The organism is Limisphaera sp. 4302-co, from assembly GCF_049537155.1.
Taxonomy (GTDB): Bacteria; Verrucomicrobiota; Verrucomicrobiia; order Limisphaerales; family Limisphaeraceae; genus Limisphaera.
Genome location: NZ_JBMVQZ010000002.1, coordinates 128,757 through 145,144, shown reverse-complemented (window position 1 = coordinate 145,144; position 16,388 = coordinate 128,757). Strand labels below are relative to the sequence as shown.

Annotated in this window: 11 protein-coding genes; 2 read left to right on the top strand and 9 right to left on the bottom strand. The window is 65.3% G+C overall.

The genetic code is table 11. The features are described 5' to 3' along the window. Positions 1-6: 6 nt before the first annotated feature. Genes nrfD through ACPDIX_RS02890 form a run of 4 tightly spaced genes read right to left on the bottom strand, consistent with a single transcriptional unit; the run spans position 7 to position 4,151 of the window. Positions 7-1,248, bottom strand: coding sequence for an NrfD/PsrC family molybdoenzyme membrane anchor subunit (gene nrfD, locus ACPDIX_RS02905; RefSeq protein WP_423430277.1), 1,242 nt, complete (start codon positions 1,246-1,248; stop codon positions 7-9). An 11-nt stretch (positions 1,249-1,259) separates the two neighbouring features. Then, complete coding sequence (locus tag ACPDIX_RS02900) at positions 1,260-2,180, bottom strand: 4Fe-4S dicluster domain-containing protein (RefSeq protein WP_423430276.1); 921 nt, start codon at positions 2,178-2,180, stop codon at positions 1,260-1,262. A gap of 8 nt (positions 2,181-2,188) precedes the next feature. Next, complete coding sequence (locus ACPDIX_RS02895; protein WP_423430275.1) at positions 2,189-3,592, bottom strand: putative porin; 1,404 nt, start codon at positions 3,590-3,592, stop codon at positions 2,189-2,191. Between the two features lie 31 nt (positions 3,593-3,623). Beyond that, entirely contained in the window at positions 3,624-4,151 is a 528-nt protein-coding gene (locus tag ACPDIX_RS02890) for an RrF2 family transcriptional regulator (RefSeq protein WP_423430274.1), read from the bottom strand. 288 nt (positions 4,152-4,439) lie between these two features. Here ACPDIX_RS02890 and ACPDIX_RS02885 point away from each other — a divergent pair, with 288 nt between their 5' ends. After that, positions 4,440-6,239 (top strand): SLC13 family permease, encoded by a 1,800-nt coding sequence (locus tag ACPDIX_RS02885; protein ID WP_423430273.1) that lies wholly within the window; start codon positions 4,440-4,442, stop codon positions 6,237-6,239. Between the two features lie 131 nt (positions 6,240-6,370). Here ACPDIX_RS02885 and ACPDIX_RS02880 read toward each other — a convergent pair whose 3' ends face one another. Next, entirely contained in the window at positions 6,371-7,603 is a 1,233-nt protein-coding gene (locus tag ACPDIX_RS02880; protein WP_423430272.1) for a TlpA family protein disulfide reductase, read from the bottom strand. Between the two features lie 286 nt (positions 7,604-7,889). Here ACPDIX_RS02880 and glnD point away from each other — a divergent pair, with 286 nt between their 5' ends. Next, complete coding sequence (gene glnD, locus ACPDIX_RS02875) at positions 7,890-10,664, top strand: [protein-PII] uridylyltransferase (protein ID WP_423430271.1); 2,775 nt, start codon at positions 7,890-7,892, stop codon at positions 10,662-10,664. A gap of 21 nt (positions 10,665-10,685) precedes the next feature. Here the strand turns inward: glnD and ACPDIX_RS02870 are convergent, their stop codons facing one another. Genes ACPDIX_RS02870 through corA form a run of 4 tightly spaced genes read right to left on the bottom strand, consistent with a single transcriptional unit; the run spans position 10,686 to position 16,323 of the window. Continuing rightward, positions 10,686-12,551, bottom strand: a complete 1,866-nt coding sequence (locus ACPDIX_RS02870; protein ID WP_423430270.1) for an ArnT family glycosyltransferase — start codon at positions 12,549-12,551, stop codon at positions 10,686-10,688. A 4-nt stretch (positions 12,552-12,555) separates the two neighbouring features. Then, the gene (locus tag ACPDIX_RS02865) at positions 12,556-13,938 is read right to left on the bottom strand and encodes a sigma-54-dependent transcriptional regulator (protein WP_423430269.1); all 1,383 of its coding nucleotides are present in this window, start codon (positions 13,936-13,938) and stop codon (positions 12,556-12,558) included. A gap of 58 nt (positions 13,939-13,996) precedes the next feature. Further along, positions 13,997-15,274 (bottom strand): two-component system sensor histidine kinase NtrB, encoded by a 1,278-nt coding sequence (locus ACPDIX_RS02860; RefSeq protein ID WP_423430268.1) that lies wholly within the window; start codon positions 15,272-15,274, stop codon positions 13,997-13,999. A 50-nt stretch (positions 15,275-15,324) separates the two neighbouring features. Beyond that, positions 15,325-16,323 carry a magnesium/cobalt transporter CorA gene (corA, locus tag ACPDIX_RS02855; RefSeq protein WP_423430267.1) on the bottom strand — a complete coding sequence of 333 codons (999 nt, stop codon included), beginning with the start codon at positions 16,321-16,323 and terminating at the stop codon, positions 15,325-15,327. Positions 16,324-16,388: the final 65 nt, after the last annotated feature.

Here is a 16,388-nt window from a genome sequence, read left to right as displayed (position 1 = left end):
GTTTGGTCAAGCTGAGGGTTGAGCGGTCTTGGATCCGGGCAGCAGGGGCAGAAACCGGTAGCCCAGGTAGAAGATGGCACTGCCCATGGCCAGTACGAAAATGACCACCTGCCATTCGAAAAAGCTGGGTACGTACCAAAAAACGAGTCTGTGATCGGTGAAAGCGTTCTGGAGACCGCGCAGATGCGGATCGAGCAAGCCCGGGATCACGATGTTAAGCCGGACCGCCATGAAGGTGACGGCCACCAACAGGCCTGCCCAACCCACGGCCTTCGGCTGGTCGCCCCGAAAGGTGAGTAGCAGTCCGGGGATGACGCAGCCGAGGCCGACGTGGATGATCCAGAACACCCACCAGAAGGGACCGAACAAGACCCGCATGAGCAGGTCGTATTCGTGCCCCACGCCGTACCACATGGGCACGGAGAATTCGGCCCATTCCAACACCACGTCAAAGATGAGCAACCCGAGCACGGCACGGCCGACGTACGTGACCATTTGCCGATACTCGTCGTCGCGGTGCGGATAGAGCGCCGCGACCACGAATGCCATCAGTGCCCCGCCGGAAACCAGGGCCCCCGTCAGGAACAGAATGGGCATCAGGGGCGTGTGCCAGAACGGCCGGGCCGAAAGCGTACTGAACAAGGCGCCCACCCCGCCGTGGAACGCCACCGCCAGTGGCACGCCGACAATGGCCAACACCTTCAGCCAGTGCCGGCATCGGGCCTCCTCTTCCGGTGAGAGTGGTCCGCGGTGGAACGCCAGAAGTCTACCGATCACCCCTCGGAAGCCGGGCTCACTCTGCCACCGGCACAAATCGGCCCGCATGGCCAGCCACAGCTCCACCAGCATCACCAGCGTGTAGTAGGAGTACAGCCACACCATCCAGGCCATCATGGACCCAAAGTTGGGACTGGTGAAAATCCGCCAGGCTCGAAACATCTGGCCCAGGTCGAACCAGATGGAGGTCAGCGCCATGCAGAGGGTCACGATGGCGGTGAACAGGGCCAGCCGGCCGATTTTCTCGAGCTTTTTGACGCCGAAGACGTAGATCATCGAGGAAAGCAAGAACGAACCGGCCGACAGCCCGATGAAGTAAATGTAGGCCGCCACCCACAGACCCCAAATGATATAGCTGCCATAGTTTGCGTGGCGATGACCTTCCAAAAGGCGGGTCAGGAATCCGTGCGTTCCGATCACCGCCGCAGCCAGCCACAGCAACCAGAGAAAAGCGCGTGTGACAGGTTTCATACTCAGGGTCCTCAGATCAGGTAGACGACATTGGGTTTGGTTCCCTTCTCCTCCAGGAGCCGGACGGCATTGGGCCGCGCCGCCAGTTCACTGACCAGGCTGTCGGCGTCATTGGCGTCGCCGAAATACGTGGCCCGGCCGATGCAGGAGGTGACGCACTCGGGCAACATGCCCACCTCCAGCCGGTGGAGGCAGAAATGGCATTTGCGAGCGTTCCCCACCGGGGACTTGTGGCCCTGGCGTTTCCAGTTCTTGCCGTACTCATGATTCGGCTGCTGCTCATAGGGCTGCAGGGCCGGGGTCTCCTCCGTGTAAAACTCGCCCGCGTCCCGCGTACGCGCGTTGTAGGGGCAGGCGGTGATGCAGTAACCGCAGCCGATGCACTTGTCGTAATCGATCGCCACGATGCCGTCCGGCCGTTTCCAGGTGGCCTTGACCGGGCATACGGGTGTGCAGGGCGGTTGATCGCACTGCATGCAGGGACGGGGGGTGAAGCGCAGCGCCACGTTGGGGAATGTCCCGAGTTCCTCCGTGACGACGGGCCGGTAGACCACGCCCGGTGGCAGCTTGTTTTCGGCCACACAGGCGATGGTGCAGGCGTGACAACCGACGCATTTGCGGGTGTCGATCACCATGATCCAGTGGCGCTGTTCGACCGGCTTGGCCATGGCACGGGCCAACTCCCGCTGCATGCGCAGCAGGGGATCGCTGTCCCTGCTGACCGGGACGGTGGGCAACGGGGTCAGTTTTCGAACCGAGGCTTCCCCCCGTGGCTCGTTACTGATGCGTGTGCGCTTGGCGGAGACCAGGGCCGCCGCACCCACGGCGGCGGAGGCGCCCAGGATCGCCGCCGCCTTCAGGAAGGCTGCGCGATCAACGGCCTCTCCCTCGGGGCGCGTTTCTTTGGGAACAGGTTTTGTGGTCGCATTCATGAGTCCCCTTAGAACCGGAGGTTCAGGTCGGCTTGGAAAAGCTGATAGTCGTCGAGCCACGCGGTGCCGGAGGATCCGCCCAGGTCGCCGACCGCACCCGTCGGAAGGGCCTTTTCCTTCCGCTCGGCGCGCGCGTAGGTCAGCGAGAGGCTGAGGAAATCCGTGAAGGCGTAGCTGGCCTGCCATGCGACGCCCCGCAGGTTCAGACGGGAATCGAAAAGGTCGGAATCGAGGAGGTTCGGATCGAGCGCAAAAAGGCCGGTCTCCTTGTAGAGGACCCGAACACTCCAGCCGCCTTTTTTGCGGGCCGATCCCAGTTCCACACCGGCCAACCAGGCATGGATTTCGTCGTCGTAGGCCGACTGTCCGGCAGCCCGGGCACGATCCGACCCGCTGAAGTTCACCGCGAAATCGCCCAGGAGCCGTACCGGTACGACCCATCCCGACCAGGCCAGTTCAATGGGGGTCTCGAGGATGCAGAGGTCGTTGATGCCGGTGGAGTCGCCGGGGGTCAGACCGGTGAAGGGGGTCCGGAATGAATCGCCCGCCCCGGAATAGAAGGTAAGCAACGGCGCCACGGTAAGCTTCCAATCCTTGTGCGGCGTCCAACGGATGCCCACCTGTTGCCCGAGGAGGAACGCGTCCGACCAGGACACGCCGCTTCCGAACGGGTTGTCCGGGTTGGCATCGTCGTAAAGGAATTGACCGAAGGTGGCGAACCATTCCACGGACCCGTTCCGGTAACGAACGCTTTCACTGAGCCCTTCCGGGGTCAGGTCGTGGTCCCAAGCAAGCACGGTGGTGATGAAGGGATTGGCCTGGCGGCCTGCCGTCAGGGTGGCCCACTCACAGGGTGTCCATTGCATGTAGAGAAGCCCCAGGAACAAACGGTCCGATTCCTTGCCCCACGGACCGCTGTCATCGCCGAAGGTCACGTTGCTGCTGCGTCCACCGGGGCCGGTCTCGACCCGGAGACCGGCGCGCCAGTTCTCTCCCAGGTCGAGGTTCGCTCCCGCTTGCAGACGGTATCGCCAACGGTTGCGTTCCATGCGATCGTCTCCGGTCGCCAAACCGTCTTCCCCGCCGCGGTGCTCGAAGCGCAGGCGCAGGTCTCCGTAAAGATCCAGTTTTTCGACCCAGCTCCGCAGACCCACCCGGTCGGGTTCCTTCTCGGCTGCTTGAGCGTCGCCCAGACGGCGGCTCAGTTCCTGCCGGGTCTGGGCGGCCTCCTGGGCGGTGATCAGTCCCTTTTGCTCCAGCAGGTTCAGTAGCACCTCGGCTTCCGAGGGGCCGGAGGACGGCTGGGGCTGTTGCCCGCCGGCTCCACAGACACCCAGCCAGGCGGCCAGGAGGGCACAGCCAGACATGCAGGTCCAACGCCTACCGAATCGCAGGTTGCCGGTTTGTTTCATAATTCGCTTTTTCGGATTGTGTGGGTGATGGTCAGGCAATGGCTTTTCGTTTCCGCAAAAAGCCGGGACAGGCTTGGGAATCCGTGACGGCAAGATCGCGGTTCACCACCTGCGCCAGATCGCTCAAGCGCGTCCGGTCCAGGACAGCCAGCAACTCCGCCCGGGCCCTCGCCCAACAGTCGTGAACGGGGCAAAGTCTCAGACTCTCCACGGGGTTCAGTCCCAACAGACAGTCAGGCAGCCAATCCCGGCCCTCGACTGCCTCGATGATTTGGAGCAGCGTGATCTCCGCAGCCGGTCGAGCCAGAGAGAACCCGCCCTTTCGCCCACGGAGAGAACGGACCAGACCTGCCCGAGTGAGGTGTTGCACCACCTTGGCCAGGTAGAATCGCGGCAGGCCGGCGCACCGAGCCAGGTCGCTCACCTGGCGGACCTTGCAGCTCCCTCCCGCCAGGCAGACCATCGCGTGCAGAGCGTACCGCACCTTTTCACTGCCGCCGATCATGTCGTTCTGTCGCTCTTCGGTTGCAATACCGTCACAGTCCGGTGACGTCTGCATAAAGAAGACATCGCTGTCCTCTTTTTGACGATACATTTCTTGTCCATTGTTTTACTGCTGTTGCCCCATCGCTGGGCGTGCCTGTGCCGGTGGCCGGCACGGGACCACCCATGCCCGGTAGGGATGGAGGAAGGGGCGCTCTTGGGAAGAAGTGGCCGCCCGCGGCTGGACAACGCGCGGGTGCACCCCGCAGACTGGGGCGCGTGCCGGGAAGGCGCCCCTCGGGTGCGATGGATCCTTGCCGGGGGCGATGGCGAACAGGAACACCCACCACAGGCCCGCAGGCATATGAACGCCGAATACCTTGTGCTGCTGCTGATCCTGGCGGGTGCGTTGTATCTGTTTTGGACGCAGAAGATCCGGATGGATCTGACGGCGCTGCTGGTGATGCTGGCGCTGGTGATACCGTGGCCGCGTTCGGACGGCCGGTGGCAGGGGATTCTGACTCCTGCGGAGGGTTTCTCCGGGTTCGGCAGCGTGGCGGTGGTGATGGTGGCGGCGATGTTTGTGTTCGGGGCGGCCCTGGCGCGGACGGGTGCCACGGAGCGCTGGGGGTTGCGGCTGCTGCGTGCGTGTGCCGGCAGTGAGCTCGGGCTGCAGGCGGCCGTGCTGGTGGCCACGACGCTGGTCTCGATGTTCATCAACGACACCACGGTGGTGATCCTGTTCCTGCCGCTGATCCTGACGTTGTGCCGGGAACGGGGTTGGTCGCCTTCGCGGTTTTTGATGATCGCGGCTTACGGGTCGCTGCTGGGGGGGCAGTGGACGCTCATTGGCACGCGGAGCAACATCATCATCAGCGACATCCTCCGGCAACAGACCGGTACGGGCCTGGGTTTTTTTGATCTGACACCGGTGGCGGCGGTGGTGTTCGTGGCCTCCGGGACGGCACTGGTGCTGCTGGGGCGGCGTTTCCTGCCGGGCGAGAAACCGGGCGAAACGTTGGAAGACCGGCTGGCCCAGCATTATTTGACGGAGGTGATGGTCACACCTCGTTCCGGCCTGTTGGGACGGCCGATTCGCGAAGTGGTGGAGTCTCTGGGGAGGGAGGTTTCCTGGATGGGGGTGGTCCGCGGCCAGGAACGGCTGCCACCGGCCGACTGGCTGCATTTGCAGGCCGGGGATGTACTGATCTTGCAGGGGCCGGTGCCGGTGATCGGGGGGCTGTTGAAATCACGGGATTTTCAATTGCAGGAAGAACTGGCCCTGAACGACCGCACGCTCCGGAGCGTGGACCTGGTCACGGTGGAGGCCATTTTGGCGCCGCGTTCCAACTACGTGGGACGTACGCTGGAGGAAGTGGGGTTCACCAAGGAATACGGCTTCACCGTGCTGGGAATTGCACGACGGGGTCGGAGCCTGGAGGAACGCCCGGCGCAAACGCCGCTGACGGAGGGCGACTCACTCTTGTTGCTGGGTCACGTCACGGCCCTGCCGCGGCTGGCATCCAACCCCGACCTGATCGTGCTGGCGCAGCAGGAATTCGTGCCGTTCAACCGGTCCCGGGCCATCCTGACGCTGGGGCTTCTGGCAGGCGTGGTGGTGACCGCCGTCACGGGTTGGCTCAGCCCTGCGGTCTCGATTCCTCTGGCGGCGTTGATCGTCGTGCTGACCGATTGCGTGAAGGTTCGTGACCTTTACCACGTGGTGGACTGGCAGGCGGTGGTCACGGCGGCGGGGTTGATCCCGTTCGGGCTGGCGGTGGAGAAGACCGGCGCGGCACGGGACCTGGCGGAGTGGGCGGTGGCCTGCCTGCAGGGCTGGGGTCCGACAGCTCTGCTGGGGGGGCTGTGTCTGTTGGCGCTGGCGATGACCCATTTCGTGGACAATTCCGCCGTGGGCATCATGTTGGCTCCGGTGGCCTACAACGTGGCGGTCATCATGGGCGTGGACCCGAAACCGTTCATGGTGGGCATGGCCATCTGCATTTCAGCCTCGTTTTGCACACCGTTTGCCCATGAGAGCACCATCCTGGTGATGGGCCCCGGCCGCTATCGCTTCCGGCATTACCTCCAGGTGGGAGGCCTGTTGGCGGTGTTGACCTGGTTGCTGGCCACCTGGATCACGCCCCTGGTGTGGCCGTTCTGATGCCGGGGCCCGAGGCAGGAGCGAAAGGGCACCCGGTGCACCGGGTGCGGCAAGCCCGGCCGGCGGATGATCGCCCCGTCCCTGCGCATGGCGGCCGCGGGCATCCGGTCCCCGCAGCAGGAAGCAGGCGGTTATTTCCGAGCCGCCCGGTTGGTGGCCGCGGCTTCGTATCGCTGCAGGACCTCGTGCAGCATCTGGCGCAGGTCTTCGTCCCTGGTGGCGGCCACGGCCTTCTTCTGGTACTCGATGGCCTCGTCCACCTTGCCGGTGTCGAAGAGGGCGCGTGCGTAGGTGTCCAGGACCGAGGCGTTGGTGCCGCCCGAGGCGTCGAGGGCGGCCTTGGCCAGGTGCAGGGCCAGGTCCGTGTCCCGCTGCTGGATCCGCTCGTCGGTCAACAGGGTCCAGGCCCATTCGTTGAGCTCTTCGGCGGTGGCACCTTTCAACTCGCGCAATTGACGGGCCAGCTCGGGCAGGTCATTGGTGGGGCTCATCCCCGCTGCGGCCCGCGCGTAGCGGGTGAAGAGGCGGGCGTTGGCCATGCGTTGCTTGAAGGTGGCCACGTCGAAGTCTTTCGGGGCCAGTTCGGTCAGCCGCTTCTCCAATTTCGCCACGGTCCCCTCTGGGGCCTCCTGGGCGAGGGCCTGTTGGTATTCATTGAGGGCCATGCGGAATTGCAGGAGCTTGCGGATTTCCTCCGCGTTGAATTTGCGGTCCGGCAGGATGGGCCCCACCTCGGCGTCCAGGGTCTCCAGTTCCTTGCCGAGTGTGCCGGCCTTTTCGTCGTCCCCGGTCAGCACGGCCTGGGCAAAGGCCTCCAGTTTGGTCATGGCCTCGGCCTGTTTCCGCGCCCGTTCCAGGCTGAACTTGCCGGAGTGCAAATCCTGCAGGACTGTTTCCAAGCGGTCCATGGGATGGCCGTGCCAGACGATGCGGCCCTCCTTGTCCACGACGAAGGCATGGGGGATGGCGTCGACGCCGAAGGCGCCCATGTAGCCTTCGCCGGTCTTGTTGTCCTTGTCCACCGCGACGCGGTAATCCATCTGGTCGCCCATTCGTTCGACGTAACGGCGGACGGTGGCGACCTCCTCGTCGCTGATCCCGATGATCACGACGTCTTTGAACTTCTTCTGCAGTTCGGTCAGATGCGGGATGCTGACCCGGCAGGGGCCGCACCAGGTGGCCCAAAATTCGACGACGGCCACCTTCTTGCCCTTGAGATCCGCCAGCTTGACCGGTTCACCTTTCACCCATTCGGCAATCTGCAGTTCGGGGGCCGGATCCCCCAGCTGGGCTGCGCGGGCCGGCGGGGTGAGGGAATTGAGAGAGAAGACCGCAACAGCGGCCGCCAGGATGGAGACTTTCATCGGAAACGTGTTGGTTCGATTGTTTTCAGCAGTGGCGGACGGTACCGCCCGCTGAGAGTCATGTCAAATCCGCCGCATCGCCGGCCCGGTCAGCCGGCGGATCTTCCGTGCGCCGGCGGCAATCGGAAGGCGGTCCCGGACGGATGGGGCGGAACCCGGACGGCGCTGTGGGGTTTGGCGAGACCCGACCCGCCTTGCCTTGGCCGCCGGATCCCCGCAAAGTCCCATCGGGCAGCATCGGCGGGGAGGCAGCCCCAAACAGCCCGGCAGGGCTTGGAAGACGCGCATGGAAGATTGGTTGGAACAGATTGAAGCAGAGGCTGCTGTGCGACTGCGGTTGCCCGCCGGCCACACGGTGGCCCAGGAGCTGGGTCGTTTTCGGACCTTCCTCCGGCGCCAATCGCAACGGCTCCGGATGTGGCATCGGCGGGGTGGCGGCGGCCGCGAGGTTTGTCAGGCGCGCGCGCACCTGTTCGATGTGCTGCTGCGCCAGCTCTGGGAGGCCGCGCTGCAGAAGCGGCTGGGCGACGGACCGCCGGTGGCACCCGAAATCACGCTGATCGCGCTGGGCGGCTATGGCCGGGGCGAGCTGAACCCGTTCAGTGACCTGGACATCATGTTGCTGCACAACGGGGCGGTGGCCAAGGGCGGGACCCCTTCGGAGCAGCTCCAGGAACTGCTGGACGGGGTGTTGTATCCCCTCTGGGATCTGGGTTTGAAGGTGGCTCATGCGGTACGGACGCTGGAGGAGGCCATCGAGGCGGCCAACAGCGACATGCAATCCAAGACGTCCCTGCTGGAATCGCGGTGGATCATCGGGGATCTGGCCCTCTTTGACCGGTTCCAGCGTGCCCTTCAGCGCAAGGCCATCCGCGGAAAGGAACGGGCCTACATTGCGGCGCGTCTGGAGGATCAGGCTGCCCGCCGCGCCCGGTACGGCAACTCCCCGTGCATGCAGGAACCCAACCTCAAGAGTGGCTGCGGGGGGTTGCGGGACTATCAAAACCTGCTCTGGATGGCCCGGGTCAAATTCGGCGTGCGGTCTCTGGGCGAGCTGGAGGCCACCGGCCGACTGACGGCCGGCGAACGCAAGGCCCTGGAGCAGGCCTATGACTTTCTGCTGCGGGTGCGGACGGAGCTGCACTACCAACTGGGCCGCGCCGGGGACGTGCTGACCAAGAACCTCCAGCCGGCGGTGGCCCTCGCGCTCGGCTACGGCGACCGCTCGCCCAGCCGGCGCATCGAGCGCTTCATGCGCGACCTTTACTCGCACACGCGCAACATCCACCTCATCACCCGCACGCTGGAGGAACAATGGGCATTGGCGCCCTCGCCGGCGGCCCGGTTGCGGCGGTTGCGACCCCGTTGGTTGCGCGGTGAATCGCAGGAAACGGTCGTGGACGGGTTCGTTTTCGAGGATGGCCAGGTGCGGGCCACTTCGGAGTGGGTGTTCCAACAGCAGCCCCGGCGTTTGATGCGGGTCTTTCTTCACGCCCAACAACGCGGCTGTCGGTTGCACCCGGATCTGATCCGGCTCGTCCGCCAGCATCTCCGGTATGTCAACCGGCCGTTTCTGCACGATCCGCACGTCAGTGAGACTTTTCTGACCATCCTGGACCAGCGCGGGACCGTGGGGGCCACGCTCCGGGCGATGCACGAGGTGGGGTTGTTGGGCAAGTACATCCCGGAATTCGGCCGGTTGACCTGCATGGTTCAGCACGAGTTTTATCACCAGTACACGGCGGACGAACACACGCTGGTGTGCATCGAGGAACTGGACCGGGTCTGGCACGCTTCCGCCGCTCCGCACCGCGCCTATGCACCGCTGTTGCAACAATTGGAACGGCCCTGGCTGTTGTACCTGGCGCTGCTGCTGCACGACACGGGCCGGCACGGCGGTGAGGAATCCCACGCCGTGCAGAGTGCCCTGCTGGCCGGGCGGGTCGCCCGGCGACTCGGGCTGGACCGTCCGACCACACAAGCCCTGCAGCGGCTGGTCGAGCAGCATCTGTTGATGGCCACGGTCTCGCAACGCCGGGACCTGGATGATCCGGCCGTCATCCGGCGATTCGCCACCCAGGTGGGCGATCTACCGACCCTGCAGCGGCTGACCCTGTTGACGTTTGTGGACGCCCGGGCCACCAGCGGGGATCTTTGGAACGGTTTCAAGGACGCCCTGTTGCGGACGTTGTACGAAAAGACCGTGCCGCTGCTCACGGGCGACACCCAGTTCCGCCTGGCCGCGCAAAAACAAAGGGAAGTCCTGCTCGATCAGGTCCGCCCATTGCGGCCGGCCTTCCTCCACGAGGACGAGATCGCCGCCCATTTCCAGGGTCTGCCGGCCCGGTACTTCGAGATCCGCACCGCGCCCGAGATCGTGGAGGACCTGGAGCTCGTTCACCGTTTCCTGCGATTGCAAATCGGACCGGAGGAGCGCGCCCTGGAACCGGTGGTGGGCTGGCGGAACGACGTGGACCGCGGCTGTGCGGTTGTGAAGGTTTGCACCTGGGATCGCGAACGCCTCTTCAGCCTTATCACGGGCGCCTTCAGCGCGGCCGGACTCAACATCCTCGCGGCCCGGATCTTCACCCGGGCCGACGACATTGCGCTGGACACCTTCCATGTCACCGACGCCCGGACGGGCGGCCTGCCGGATCGGGAACAATGCCGGCAGTTCCAGGAGATCCTGAGCCGCCTGCTGCGCGGGGAGGAAGTGGAGCTCCGCACCCTGATTGCCCGGCACCGCAGGCTCCGTCCCCTCTATCAGGGTTACGAGGGCGAACCGATCCCCACCCAGGTGCGGTTCGACAACGAGACGTCAGACGCCTATACGCTGGTGGAGATCGAGACCGAGGACCGCGTGGGGCTGCTGTACGACATCACGCATTTGCTGGCCGAGGCGGAGTTGAACATTGCCTCGGCGGTGATCTGCACCGAACGCGGCGCGGCCATTGACACCTTCTCGGTCACGGACCGGCACGGGCAGAAATGGGCCGACACCGCCGCCCAGCAACGGCTGGCACGCCGGCTGAGGAAGCTGTTGGACGGTGGCGCCGGCTGAGGTTCGGCTGCTTCCCCCGTCTCAAGGGCCGGTCGAAGCGCCGCCCGAGGAGGTTTGGGCACCGGGTCGCCAGCGCGCCCAGTCTGCCAGGAACAACTGTTCGGGCAGGAACCCGTTGGGGGCCGCCCGCAACGGGCACCAGGGCGGCACGCTGCGACTGACCAGGGCGTCAATGATCAGGTTGGCCCAACTCCGTTCGCCGGCCCAGACCCAGTCGGTCAGGAACTTCGCGTTGGTGCTGCGGGGCGTCAGGTAGAGTGCGTTGATCGGCTTCAAATAATCGTTGATGGCGAAAAAGGTGTCCGGCGAGGACGCCTCTTGCGGTGGTGGAAGGAAATGCCGCGTCAGGAGCACCGCCTGGCGTTTTCCGTACCAGGCCACCGCCCAGGGCACGTCCGTCATCATGAGCTCGTTCGGTCGCAACCAGGCCGATGCCCGCTGGATGACCAGCGGATTGTAGGGAGGGTACGAGGTGCGGGTGGGCCGCGGAGGCAGGAAGACCAGCAGCATCGGCAGGCCCACCACGGTCACGAACAACCCCATCACCGTCAGCCGCAGCGAATAGAAGGGCAGCTCCAGCTGGTCCAGCAGCGTCAGGAAGAACGCCACGCCGTACATCACCACCAGCGGGGCGGCCAGCACCAGCAGGTTTTCCGTGTTGATCTCCGGCGTTTCGTCCGAGAGGTAGGTGCGCCCCAGCGCCTGTACCACCACCAACACCGGCAGACAAAGGACCACGAACCACCGGAGACGCTGCCGGGCCGGATGCAGGAACGGCACCAGCAACCCGGCCAGGAACAGTGCCGCCACCCAACTGCCGCCGAAGCGGAGGGCGTCCTGGGTCATGATCAGTTTCAGGTTTGCAAAAAACTTGTTCCAGAGCGGCGACAACGGCGCCACGCCCACCGGCACCTCGAAACGCGGCTGCAACGACCGGGCCAGGCGGTCGTCCGGCCACACGTAGGTACCGTCCAGCACCGTGTACGTGGCGGCTCCGAACGGCAGGCCGCTCCAGTACCAGTTGCGAATCAGCCAGGGCGTCATCACCAACACGAACACCGCCAGCGACACCAGTGCCGCCGGGCGCCGCCGCGGTCCGCCCACCCACCACACGTACAGCACCACCGGCACGATCAGCCACCCGAAGCCGTACTGCGTCAGGCAACCCAGGGCCACGATCAGCCCCGCCAGGGCCGCCCAACCGAACACCCGGCCGGCCCGCTCCGGCGACTCCCGACCCCCTTCCTCCAGCCGGACCAGGCAGATGGCCAGTGCCACGAACCAAACCCACAACAGGACGGTCGGAAGGCCCGACAGGGCAAACCGCCAGAAGACCTCCGAGACCACCAGCACCATCGCGGACAACCATGCCACCGAATGGTCGAACAATCGCCGGGCCAGCCAGAACACCATCCCCACCAGGGCGAAAAACAGCACCTGGCTGAACGCCACCACTGCCAGCTCCGGCGCGTAACGGAAGGGCGGTTCGGCCTGCACCTCCTCCGGCAGCGGCAGGACCTTGAACAAACCGGCCAGCAACACCGGCCAGACCGGCGGATTCACGATGTCCGGGTGTCCGGTGTACAGCCGCGCGTCGTCGCGGATGCCGCCCTCGATCACCGGGCCGCGGCCGTGCTGTTCGCTGGTGGTTTTGACCAGGTGGATGGTGACGGGCCGGATGCACAGGGTGGTGTAGCCACGGCCTTCGGCTAGGTTCCGCGCCAGCTGCGCCATGTCCATGGCCTCCGGTGCGTAAAAGTTCTTGAAGGCCCGCAGATTGTAGCCCACGGCGAGCACGGCCACGCCCAGCACTGCCAGGGCCACCCGCACGTACCGCAGGCCCGGTCCCTGCTCCAACTGGTGAATCAGATCCTGCAAGAATGGCATGGGTTCAGTCCTTCCGGGAATCCTCGATCTGGTACTGTTTGAGCTTGCGGTACAGGGTGCGCCGGCTGATCCCGATCTTGCGGGCCGCCAGGCTGCGGTTGCCGCCGGTTTCGCGGAGCGCGCGCAGGATCAGCTCCCTCTCCGCATCCTTCAAAGTGAGGTCGGCCGTGGGAAGAGCGGCCGGGGCGGGCGCCGGCACGGGCACCACCACCGCCTCCCGCACCGAGGCCGGCAGGTCGCGCAGGGTGATGCGGTCTCCGCGGCACAGCACGACCGCGTGCTCGATGGCGGTTCGCAGCTCGCGCACGTTGCCCGGCCAGGAGTACTTCAGCAGCGCCTCCATGGCGTCCACGGTGAAGTCGCGGACCGGTTTCTGGTTCTCGGCGGCGAACTCGCGCAGGAACCGGTGGGCCAGCAGCGGGATGTCCTCCCGGCGTTCCCGCAACGGGGGCAGCCGGATCTCCACCACACGCAGCCGGAAATAGAGGTCCTCGCGGAATTTTCCCTCGCGGACCATCCGGGCCAGGTCCTTGTTGGTGGCGGCGATCAGGCGGACGTCGGCGGTGAGGGTTTTGTTGGAACCCACGCGCTCGAACGTCCGCTCGCCCAGGAACCGGAGCAGTTTGATCTGCAGGGTGGCGTCAATCTCGCCGATCTCGTCCAGGAACAGCGTGCCGCCGTGGGCTTGTTCGAACCGCCCGATGCGCCGCTCGTGTGCGCCGGTGAAGGCGCCCTTTTCATGTCCGAACAGTTCGCTTTCCAGCAACGTGGGGGCCAGCGCGGCACAGTGCACGATGACCATCGGCATGCGGGCCCGCGGACTGAGCTGGTGGATGGCCCGTGCGAGGACCTCCTTGCCGGTGCCGCTTTCGCCCAGCAACAAGACCGTGGCGCGCGTCGGAGCCACCTGCCGGACGATGTCGAACACCTCCCTCATGGCGGGCGATTCGCCCACGAGATGCTCCAAGCCGTACCGCTGGTTGAGCTGCTGGTGCAACGCGACGTTTTCCGATTCCAGATTCCGCTGGCGCAGTGCGCGGTTGATGCGCATCTCCAGCTCTTCGATCTGCATCCGGCCCTTGGGGATGTAATCGTCCGCCCCCTGCTTCATCGCCTCCACGGCCAGTTCCTCCGAGCCGTAGGCGGTCATGAGGATGCAGACCGGGGGGCGCGAAAGGCTCTTGGCGCGGCGGATCAGCTTCATGCCGTCCTCCAGCGGGAGGCGGAAATCCGTCAGCAGCACGTCCACCGGCTCGCGTTCCAGCAGGTCCATGGCCGCGTGGGCGTCCTCGGCCACGTACACTTCGAACCGGTCCTCCAGGGCCGCCCGCAATCCCTCCCGGGTCGGCTTTTCGTCGTCCACGATCAACACCGTAGGCTTGTTCATCCCGCGCTGCTCAGAATGCGGATGGAGAGGGTTGCGGCACAAGCTCCGGCATGAGGGCCTACGCGGCGGAGGTGGCCTCCCCGGCCGGGGGCGTCTCCGCGGGGGGTTCCAGCAGGCGGGGGCGTCGCTCGTGCAGCGGCAACCAGATGCGGAAGGAGGTGCCGCGTCCCACGTGACTTTCGACCTCGATGCGCCCGCGGTGGGCCCGCACGATCCGTTGTACGATCATCAGTCCCAGGCCGGAACCCTTCTTCTTGGTGGTGAAGAAGGGCTCGAAAATCCGCTGCAACCGTTCCGGCGGGATGCCGCTGCCGGTGTCGCTGACCAGGACCCAGACCCCTTCCGAGTCCGAGCCGGTCTGCAGGGTGAGGGTGCCGCCGCGGGTCATGGCCTGCATCGCGTTTTTCACCAGGTTGACCAGCACCTGCTGCATCTGCGCCGGATCAAGCGGGGCTTCCGGGAGGGTGCGGGACAGTTGTACGCGCACGTTGATCCCGCGGTCTTCCAGTTCCGGTCGCAGCAGCTCCACCGTCCTGCGCACCACGTCGTTCAGTGAGGCGGGGCGGAGCTGGGGCGGCGTGGGCCGCAGCGCCTGCAGGAACTGGGTGACAATGTAGTCCAGGCGGTTCACCTCCCCGTGGGCCACCTGGAGGAACCGGTCCATCCGGTCCAGCACCGGGGCCACCTCCACCGCCAAAGCACCGGCCGCCCCGGCGGCCGGGGCCGGGGACGCCTCCGCGGGCGCCGGTGTTTGGAGGGCCTTTTTCAGTTTCCGGAGTTCGCGTTCGAGCAGTTGCAGATGGATGTGGAGGGCGTTGAGAGGATTGCCGATCTCGTGCGCCACGCTGGCCGCCAGCAAGGTCAGCGCCTGGAGACGCTCGCTCTCGATGGCTTCGAATGTCTGCTGGCGTGCCTCCGTGGCGTCATGCAGGATCAGGGCCACCCCGCTGCTTCCCGTCTGACGGCCGTCCAAGGGCGCGGCCAACAACCGCACGAAACGCGGCCGGGGATACTGGATTTCGAATTCCTGGCGGACGAAGCGGCGTCCGCCCGCGGTGTCGAGCCGGGCCAGTTGTTCCCAATCCACCTCCGGGACGCATTCGCTGACGTGGCGGCCTTCCACGTCCTCGCCCAGGCCCAGCATCCGGCGGGCGGCCTGGTTGAAGTAGAGGATGCGCCCCTGTTCGTCGGTGACGAGGATGCCGTCCTCGATGGTGTTGAAGAGCGTCTCCAGGAAGGATCGCTCCCGGGCCAGCCGCTGGACCACTGCCTGGAGACCTTCGGCGTCCAGCCGGCCGATCCGTCCCAGGACCTTGTCCAGAAAACCGGGTTTCACCGCTGCCACTGTGTGTTTTCTCCTCCAATTGTTGCGCCGGGCCCGTCCACTCAGAGCCAGCGCCGCCGTTTCATCCACCAGACCATCAGACCCGTGCTCACCACGGTGAGGCCGAATGCCCACAGGTAACCGTGGCGCCATTGGAACTCGGCGATGGACTCGAAATTCATTCCGTACCAGGTACCCACGATCATGACCGGGGTGGTCAGCACGGTGATCAGGGTCAGCACCTTGACCACCTCGGCCGTCTGGTTCGAGGACATGTTCAAATAGACCTGCAGGGTGCCGGTGAGTGAATCCGCGTATCCCTGGGCCAGTTCCGAGATGCGGAACAGCGCGTCATAGACGTCCCGAAAGTACGGCACCAGATGCGCCCGGATGAGCTTGAACTCTCCGCGGGCCAGCCGCGCCAGCACCTCCCGCTGCGGTCCGATGATCTGCCGCAGGTGCAACACCTCCTTCTTCACCTGGAGGATCTTGTTTAGCGTCTCCCGCGTGGGCCGTTGGAGTGCCTGTTGCTCCAGCTCGGCAATCTCCATGGCCAGTTCGTCCAAGGCCGGCTTGTAGTTGTCCACGATGCTGTCCAGCAGGTTGTAAGCCACCCGGTCCGGCGCCCGCGCGATCCCGCCGGTGCCGCGCACGGCCCGTTCCTCGGTGAGCTGGACGCTGCGGGCCGGGCCCTCGTGATAGGTCACCAGGAAGTTGCGGCCCAGAAAAAAGTTCAACTCCGTCGTGGCAAACACGCCGTCCTTGCGGCTGTAGTCCACCGCGTGAATCACCATGAAGAGGTAGGGCGGGAACAGGTCGCCCTCGCGGGGCTGGTACTCCTCGATCTTGGGCGACTCGCTCACCATCACGCAGTCCTCGATGGAGAGCGGGTGGAAATGAAACACGTCTTCCAACACCCGCTTGGTCTCTTCGGGTGTCGGATCCTCCAGGTCCACCCACAAAAACAGGTTCGTGTCGTTCAGCACGGTGGGCATGAGGAAGACCTCGATGTCCCGACTGTGCAACCGACCCTGGTTCGTGAACACGAGGGACCGAATCATGCGCCCTGCCCTTTCTTCACTGTGCCACGCTTTCGCAAGCACCCCAGTGTGCGAAGCGTCGCCCT